The organism is Streptomyces sp. NPDC006512, from assembly GCF_040611935.1.
In the GTDB taxonomy this organism is placed as follows: domain Bacteria; phylum Actinomycetota; class Actinomycetes; order Streptomycetales; family Streptomycetaceae; genus Streptomyces.
The window spans coordinates 36,570-42,694 of record NZ_JBEXPG010000074.1; the positions used below are offsets into that span (position 1 = coordinate 36,570).

Sequence of the window (6,125 nt, forward strand, 5' to 3'; positions counted from 1 at the left end):
ACCATGACTGCCACCGTGGAGGAGACCCGCGGGACCCGAGGAACCGGCAACCGGTTCCTCAACCGGGTTCCCGACGCCTTCGGCGCGTTCTTCGGAACGCTCGGGCTGCTGTGCGCCCTGCTGGCGCTCTCTCCCACGCTGCGGCGGCTGCTGCGGCCCGTCGTCCGCTTCCTGGACCAGTTCGTGGTGCCGGTCAGCGAGAACCTCGCGTACGCCGTCTTCCTCTTCCTGCTCGCCGCCGCCCTCGGCACCCGCAAGAAGATCGCCTGGTGGATCGTCGTCACCTATCTGGCCCTGCTGATCCTGGTCGACGTACTGATCATCGCCGACGGTGACTACTGGGTCGGCGGTCCCTCGATGGCCCTCGCGGTGGCGGCCATGATCGTCCTGATCGCGGCCCGCGGCGAGTTCTACGCCGCCTCCCGGCCCGGCGCCGTCTGGCGGGCCATGCTGGTCCTCGGCCTGGGGCTGCTCGCCGCGGTCCTCCTCGGCTGGGGCCTGGTGGCGCTGTTCCCCGGGAGCCTGCCCAAGGGGCAGTGGCTGGACTGGGCGGCGAAGCAGGTATTCGGCGGGCTCTTCTCCGCCCGGCAGTTCGACGGGCACCCGCCCCGCCCGCTGTACTTCCTCCTCGGCCTGTTCGGCGCCCTCGCCCTGCTGAACGCGGCCATGACCCTGTTCCGTTCCCAGCGGATGACCGCCGCCCTCCACGGGGACGAGGAGCCCCGGCTCCGCGCCCTCCTCGGCGCGTACGGCCGGGCCGACTCCCTCGGATACTTCGCGACCCGACGCGACAAGGCCGTGGTCTTCGCCCCGAACGGCAAGGCGGCGGTGACGTACCGGGTGGAGGCCGGCGTCTGCCTGGCCAGCGGCGACCCGGTCGGCGACCCCGCCGCCTGGACCCCCGCCATCGACGCGTGGCTGGCGGTGGCCCGCCGCTACGGATGGCAGCCGGCCGTCATGGGCGCCTCCGAGGACGGCGCGACCGCGTACGCCCGCTCCGGACTCAGCGCCCTCCAGCTCGGGGACGAGGCGATCCTCCACGTCGCCCACTTCGACCTCGACGGCCGGGACATGCGCGTCACCCGGCAGGCCGTGAACCGGGTCAAGCGGACGGGGGCCACCACCGTCATCCGCCGCCACGCCGCGCTGTCCGAGGACGAGATGCAGATGATCGTCGACCGGGCCGACCGGTGGCGCGACACCGAGACGGAACGCGGCTTCTCCATGGCCCTCGACCGGCTCGGGGACCGCGAGGACGGGGACTGCCTGCTCGTGGAGGCCCTCGACGCGCAGGGCGAACTGATCGCGCTGCTGTCCTTCGTCCCCTGGGGCAAGGACGGCATCTCCCTCGACCTGATGCGCCGCGACCGCTCCGCCCCGAACGGGGTCATGGAGTTCATGGTCGCGCAGCTGTGCGCGGCCGCCCCCGGCCTCGGCGTACGCCGGATCTCCCTGAACTTCGCCGTGTTCCGCTCCGCCTTCGAGGAGGGCGGCCGGATCGGCGCCGGGCCGGTCCTCAAGCTGTGGCGCAAACTCCTGCTGTTCTTCTCCCGCTGGTGGCAGCTGGAGGCCCTGTACCGCTCCAACGTCAAGTACGGGCCCGAGTGGTACCCGCGGTTCCTCTGCTACCAGGACGCAGGCTCCCTCGCCCGGGTCAGCCTCGCCTCCGGCATCGCCGAGGGGTTCGTCTCCGTACCGAGCTTGCGCACCCTCTGGGGCAACGGCCACCCCAAGGGCCTCACCAACCCCGCCACCACCGCGGGCCTGCCGTCCATCGACTCCCTGGGCCTGGACCTGGTCGGGGAGGACGGCGAACGGGCGAGGGCCGAGCGGCTGCCCGACCAGGTCCGGGTCCGCCACGCCAAGATGGAGCGGATCCGCGCCGGCGGCACCGACCCCTACCCGGTCGTGATCCGCCGGCGCACCCACACCGTCGCCGAGCTGAAGGCCGCCCACCCCGGCTACCCGCCGGGCGCCCGCACCGGCGAACGGGTCACCCTCGCCGGCCGGGTGATGGTCGTGCGCGACCTCGGCGGCGTCGTCTTCGCCGTCCTGCGCGACTGGACCGGCGACACCCAGCTGATGCTCACCCGGGACGAGGCCGGACCCGCAGTACTCGGATCCTTCACCTCCCAGGTGGACTTCGGCGACCACGTGGTGGCGAGCGGCGAGGTCGGCACCAGCAGGTCCGGCGCGCTGTCGGTGGTCGTCGACGACTGGCAGCTCACCGGCAAGTGCCTGCGCCCCCTCCCCGACAAGCGCAAGGGCCTCGCCGACCCGGAGGCCCGCGTCCGGCGCCGCTACCTCGACCTGGTGGCGAGCCCCGAGGCGCGGGACGTCGTACGGGCCCGCTCCAGCGCAGTGCAGGCCCTGCGCCAGGGGCTGCTGGACCGCGGCTACCTGGAGGTCGAGACCCCGATGCTCCAGCAGATCCACGGCGGCGCGAACGCCCGGCCCTTCCGCACCCACATCAACGCCTACGACCTCGACCTGTACCTGCGCATCGCCCCCGAGCTGTACCTCAAGCGGCTGTGCGTCGGCGGCATGGAGAAGGTCTTCGAAATGGGCCGCACCTTCCGCAACGAGGGCGTCTCCTACAAGCACAACCCCGAGTTCACGATGCTGGAGGCCTACCAGGCCTTCGCCGACTACGACGTCATGCTCGACCTCACCCGCGACCTCATCCAGGGCGCGGCGACGGCCGCCTTCGGCTCGCCGATCGCCCACAAGGCCGGGCCGGACGGCAAGCTCGTCGTCCACGACATCTCCGGCACCTGGCCGGTCAAGACCATGTACGGGGCGATCAGCGAGGCCCTCGGCGAGGAGGTCGACGCCGACACCGAGGAACACGTACTGCGCCGGCTCTGCGACCGGGCCGCCGTCCCGCACGCCCCCGAGGACACCCGCGGCGACGTCGTCCTGGAGATGTACGAGCGGCTCGTGGAAGAGCGGACCAAGCTGCCCACCTTCTACAAGGACTTCCCGACCGACGTCTCCCCGCTCACCCGGCAGCACCGCAAGGATCCGAGGCTCGCCGAGCGCTGGGACCTGGTGGCCTTCGGCACCGAACTGGGCACCGCCTACTCGGAACTGACCGATCCCGTCGAGCAGCGCCGCCGCCTCACCGCGCAGTCGCTCCTCGCGGCGGGCGGCGACCCGGAGGCGATGGAACTCGACAACGACTTCCTCGACGCCCTGGAATACGCCATGCCGCCGACCGGCGGACTCGGCATCGGCGTCGACCGCCTGGTCATGTTCCTCACGGGCCTGACGATCCGCGAGACGCTGCCGTTCCCCCTGGTGCGACGCGGCTGAACGGGTGAGCGAGCGGGGGAGCCTCCGCGCCTCTCGACATCCGCGGGGATGTCGTTGATACGTAGTAATAATGAAAAATGACGAGCCGACAGTAGGGCGACGCATGCTCCTGCGTACCGCCGTCTTCCTCGGAATCGCCGCCGCGTCCGGACTGGTCACCGCGGGCGAGTCACACACCCCGCCCCAGGGCGCCGCCGGGCCCGCCCCGGCGGGGGGCCCGCCCGCCGGAGCCCCCGGACTGCTCCCCGCCGGACCGCCCGAAAAGTCCTACCGGCTCCGGCCGATGACCGCCGAGGCGCCCGCGCGGCCGCCCGTCACGAAACCCGCCGTACGCGCCCGGCCCCTCCTCGCGCTGCCCGACGACGCGGCCCACGCCAGCGCCATGGCGCTCACCTTCGACGACGGCCCCGACCCCCGCTACACCCCCGCCATCCTCGACACCCTCGCCCGGTACCAGGTCCGGGCGACGTTCTTCGTCTGCGGGGAGATGGCCACCGACAACCGTGACCTGCTGCGCCGGATGGTCACCGAAGGGCACGTCATCGGCAACCACACCTGGACGCACCCGCTCATCCCCCAGCTCAGCCGGCCCGCACTGCTCTCCGAGATCGGCCGCACCAGCGAGGTCGTCCAGCAGACCGTGGGGGAGGCGCCCCTGTGGTTCCGGGCCCCCTACGGGGCCTGGAACCGGGCCGCCTTCGAGATCGGCGCCGATCTGGGCATGGAGCCGCTCGCCTGGACCCTCGACACCCTCGACTGGAAGGAGCCCGGGACCACCGCCATCGTCTCCCGGGTCGAGGCGGGAGCCGGGCCGGGCGTGATCGTGCTGAACCACGACGCCGGCGGCGACCGCACGCAGAGCGTCCAGGCACTCGCCACCTACCTGCCTCAACTCCTGGCGCGCGGCTACCGGATGACCCTTCCCGTGCTGCCGCCCCGCTGAGACGGCGGCCCTCGGCGGGCGGGATCTCCGTCGGCGGGCCCGCCGAGGGATGAGCTCCGTCGGCGGGCCCCCGCGCGAGCGGCTTCGGCCGGACGGCCGGCCCGGTGCGAGCGGCCCGGTGCGAGCGGTCCGGTACGAGCGGCCCTGCCTCAGCAGTCCGGCCTCAGCGGGCCGCCACCATCCGGGCGAAGACGACCACGTTGCCGTCGTAACCCTTGTCCTTCGAGTAGCCGCCGCCACAGGTGATCACCCGCAGCTCCGGGTGTCCGGTGTCCCCGTACACCCGGGCACCGGGAAAGGCGTCCTTGGAGAACACCTCCACGCCGTACACCTCGAACACCGCCGTGCGTCCGTCGTAGCGCTCCACCTCGATCCGGCTGCCCGGCTTCGTCGACCCGAGGCCGTAGAACACCGCCGGGCCCTGCGCGTTGTCCACGTGGCCCACGATCACCGCCGATCCCTGCTGGCCCGGCGAGATGCCGTTCAGGTACCAGCCGGCGAGGTTCCGGTCCTGTGGCGGCGGTGCGTCGATCCAGCCCTGGGCGTCCAGCCCGACCGTCATCACCGGCGCGTCCACGCTGATCGACGGGATCCGGATGCGCTGGACCGACGAGTGTTCCAGCACCTCCATGTCCGACGGCGGCGTGGGCGGATTCGCCGGCAGCTGGTCCGCGCGCACGGCGACCGCCGCCGCCGCGGTGGGCTGCGGGGGGCCGTCCTCGGCGTTCGCTCCGTTGCGCATCATGGCGAGGCCGCTGAGCATGACCAGCGCGAGCACGCCCCAGGGGGAACGTCTCCTCGGCCGCTGCTCACTCTCGTCCTCGGTCATGGCTCTCCCTTCCCGACGCGGGGGTCCCGACCCGCGTTCCATTCCCACCCCGGTACGCCCTACTTCACGCACGTTAAGGGCGACCGCACGAGACGGCGATCGGGGAGGGGCGAACGGGTGGCGGGGCCGGCACGCGACCGGAAGGGGGCCGTAAGGGGTGCACCCATCCAGGTAATCGTCACATAAATGACTGACGCCTCGTGACCTGCGGATCCGTCAGATTCCCCGCACGCGCTTCGGCGTGTCGCTCAACCGGGCGGCCCAAAGGTGGAAATGCGCTGGTTGCGGACCACCCCGAGGGTTCGTGATGGGAGGCGTTCTCGTCGATCTGCCCGGAGCCACCGCCCCGGGGCGCTTTCCGCTGGAGGTTCCACCATGCGTGTTTTCCGCGCTCTCACCGTGACCGCGGCGGCTTGCGCCGCGATCGGACTCAGTGCCACGTTCGCCACCGCGAACTCCCCGCAGGGCGGCGGCAACGGGCCCAGCAACGTCACGGTCAACCCGTACTCCGTACACCAGGGTTCCGTGATGCAGGTCAGCGCGGCGGGCTGCGGCCGCGGCGGCACCGTCTGGTCGCACGGCAACTTTCCGCAGACGAACCTTTCGGCCGGCTCCATCGGCTTCGCCACCGTCCGGATCTTCAACCACGCCTCGCCGGGCCACCACACGCTGTCCGTCAAGTGCCACGACAACAGCCTGGTCGCCACGCACCGCTTCACGATCCTCGCGGGCAACGGCGCCCAGGGCGGCATCGGCGGGTCCTTCGGCCCGTCCGCCGCCGAAACCGCCATCGGCGCGGGTCTGGTCGGCGCCGCGGCGCTCGGCGCGGGCGTGCACGTCATGCGCCGTCGTCGCCCGGTCGCGGCGGGCCGGGCCTGACCCCGTCCGCCGTACGGGCCGGCCGTGGCTGCCCGACCTGACGTACCGCCGGGGGGCCCCGGGCCCGGGGGGGGGGCCCCGGGGCCCCGCGGGCGGCGGCCGGGGCCCCCCGCCCCCGCGGGGCGGTGGGGGTGCCCAAGCGCCCGGGGCGGCCCGGCG

General features: G+C 72.7%; 4 protein-coding genes. 3 read left to right on the forward strand and 1 reads right to left on the reverse strand.

From position 1 onward, the window contains the following. The first annotated feature begins 3 nt into the window (after positions 1-3). Together lysX and ABZZ17_RS34975 are read left to right on the forward strand one after the other, a co-directional pair. The gene (lysX, locus tag ABZZ17_RS34970; protein WP_356882447.1) at positions 4-3,315 is read left to right on the forward strand and encodes a bifunctional lysylphosphatidylglycerol synthetase/lysine--tRNA ligase LysX; all 3,312 of its coding nucleotides are present in this window, start codon (positions 4-6) and stop codon (positions 3,313-3,315) included. A gap of 103 nt (positions 3,316-3,418) precedes the next feature. Beyond that, positions 3,419-4,258, forward strand: a complete 840-nt coding sequence (locus ABZZ17_RS34975; protein ID WP_356882449.1) for a polysaccharide deacetylase family protein — start codon at positions 3,419-3,421, stop codon at positions 4,256-4,258. Between the two features lie 163 nt (positions 4,259-4,421). On the opposite strand, the gene ABZZ17_RS34980 is transcribed toward ABZZ17_RS34975, so the two are convergent. Continuing rightward, entirely contained in the window at positions 4,422-5,087 is a 666-nt protein-coding gene (locus ABZZ17_RS34980; RefSeq protein ID WP_356882451.1) for a class F sortase, read from the reverse strand. Positions 5,088-5,462: 375 nt separating this feature from the next. On the opposite strand from ABZZ17_RS34980, the gene ABZZ17_RS34985 reads away from it, so the two are divergent. Beyond that, positions 5,463-5,966 carry a hypothetical protein gene (locus ABZZ17_RS34985; protein WP_356882453.1) on the forward strand — a complete coding sequence of 168 codons (504 nt, stop codon included), beginning with the start codon at positions 5,463-5,465 and terminating at the stop codon, positions 5,964-5,966. Positions 5,967-6,125: the final 159 nt, after the last annotated feature.

Excerpts from the sequence above, each read along its gene's own strand:
- ABZZ17_RS34985 (WP_356882453.1), top strand. The coding sequence starts at position 5,463 with ATGCGTGTTTTCCGCGCTCTCACCGTGACCGCGGCGGCTTGCGCCGCG.
- ABZZ17_RS34980 (WP_356882451.1), bottom strand. The coding sequence starts at position 5,087 with ATGACCGAGGACGAGAGTGAGCAGCGGCCGAGGAGACGTTCCCCCTGG.
- ABZZ17_RS34975 (WP_356882449.1), top strand. The coding sequence starts at position 3,419 with ATGCTCCTGCGTACCGCCGTCTTCCTCGGAATCGCCGCCGCGTCCGGA.
- lysX (WP_356882447.1), top strand. The coding sequence starts at position 4 with ATGACTGCCACCGTGGAGGAGACCCGCGGGACCCGAGGAACCGGCAAC.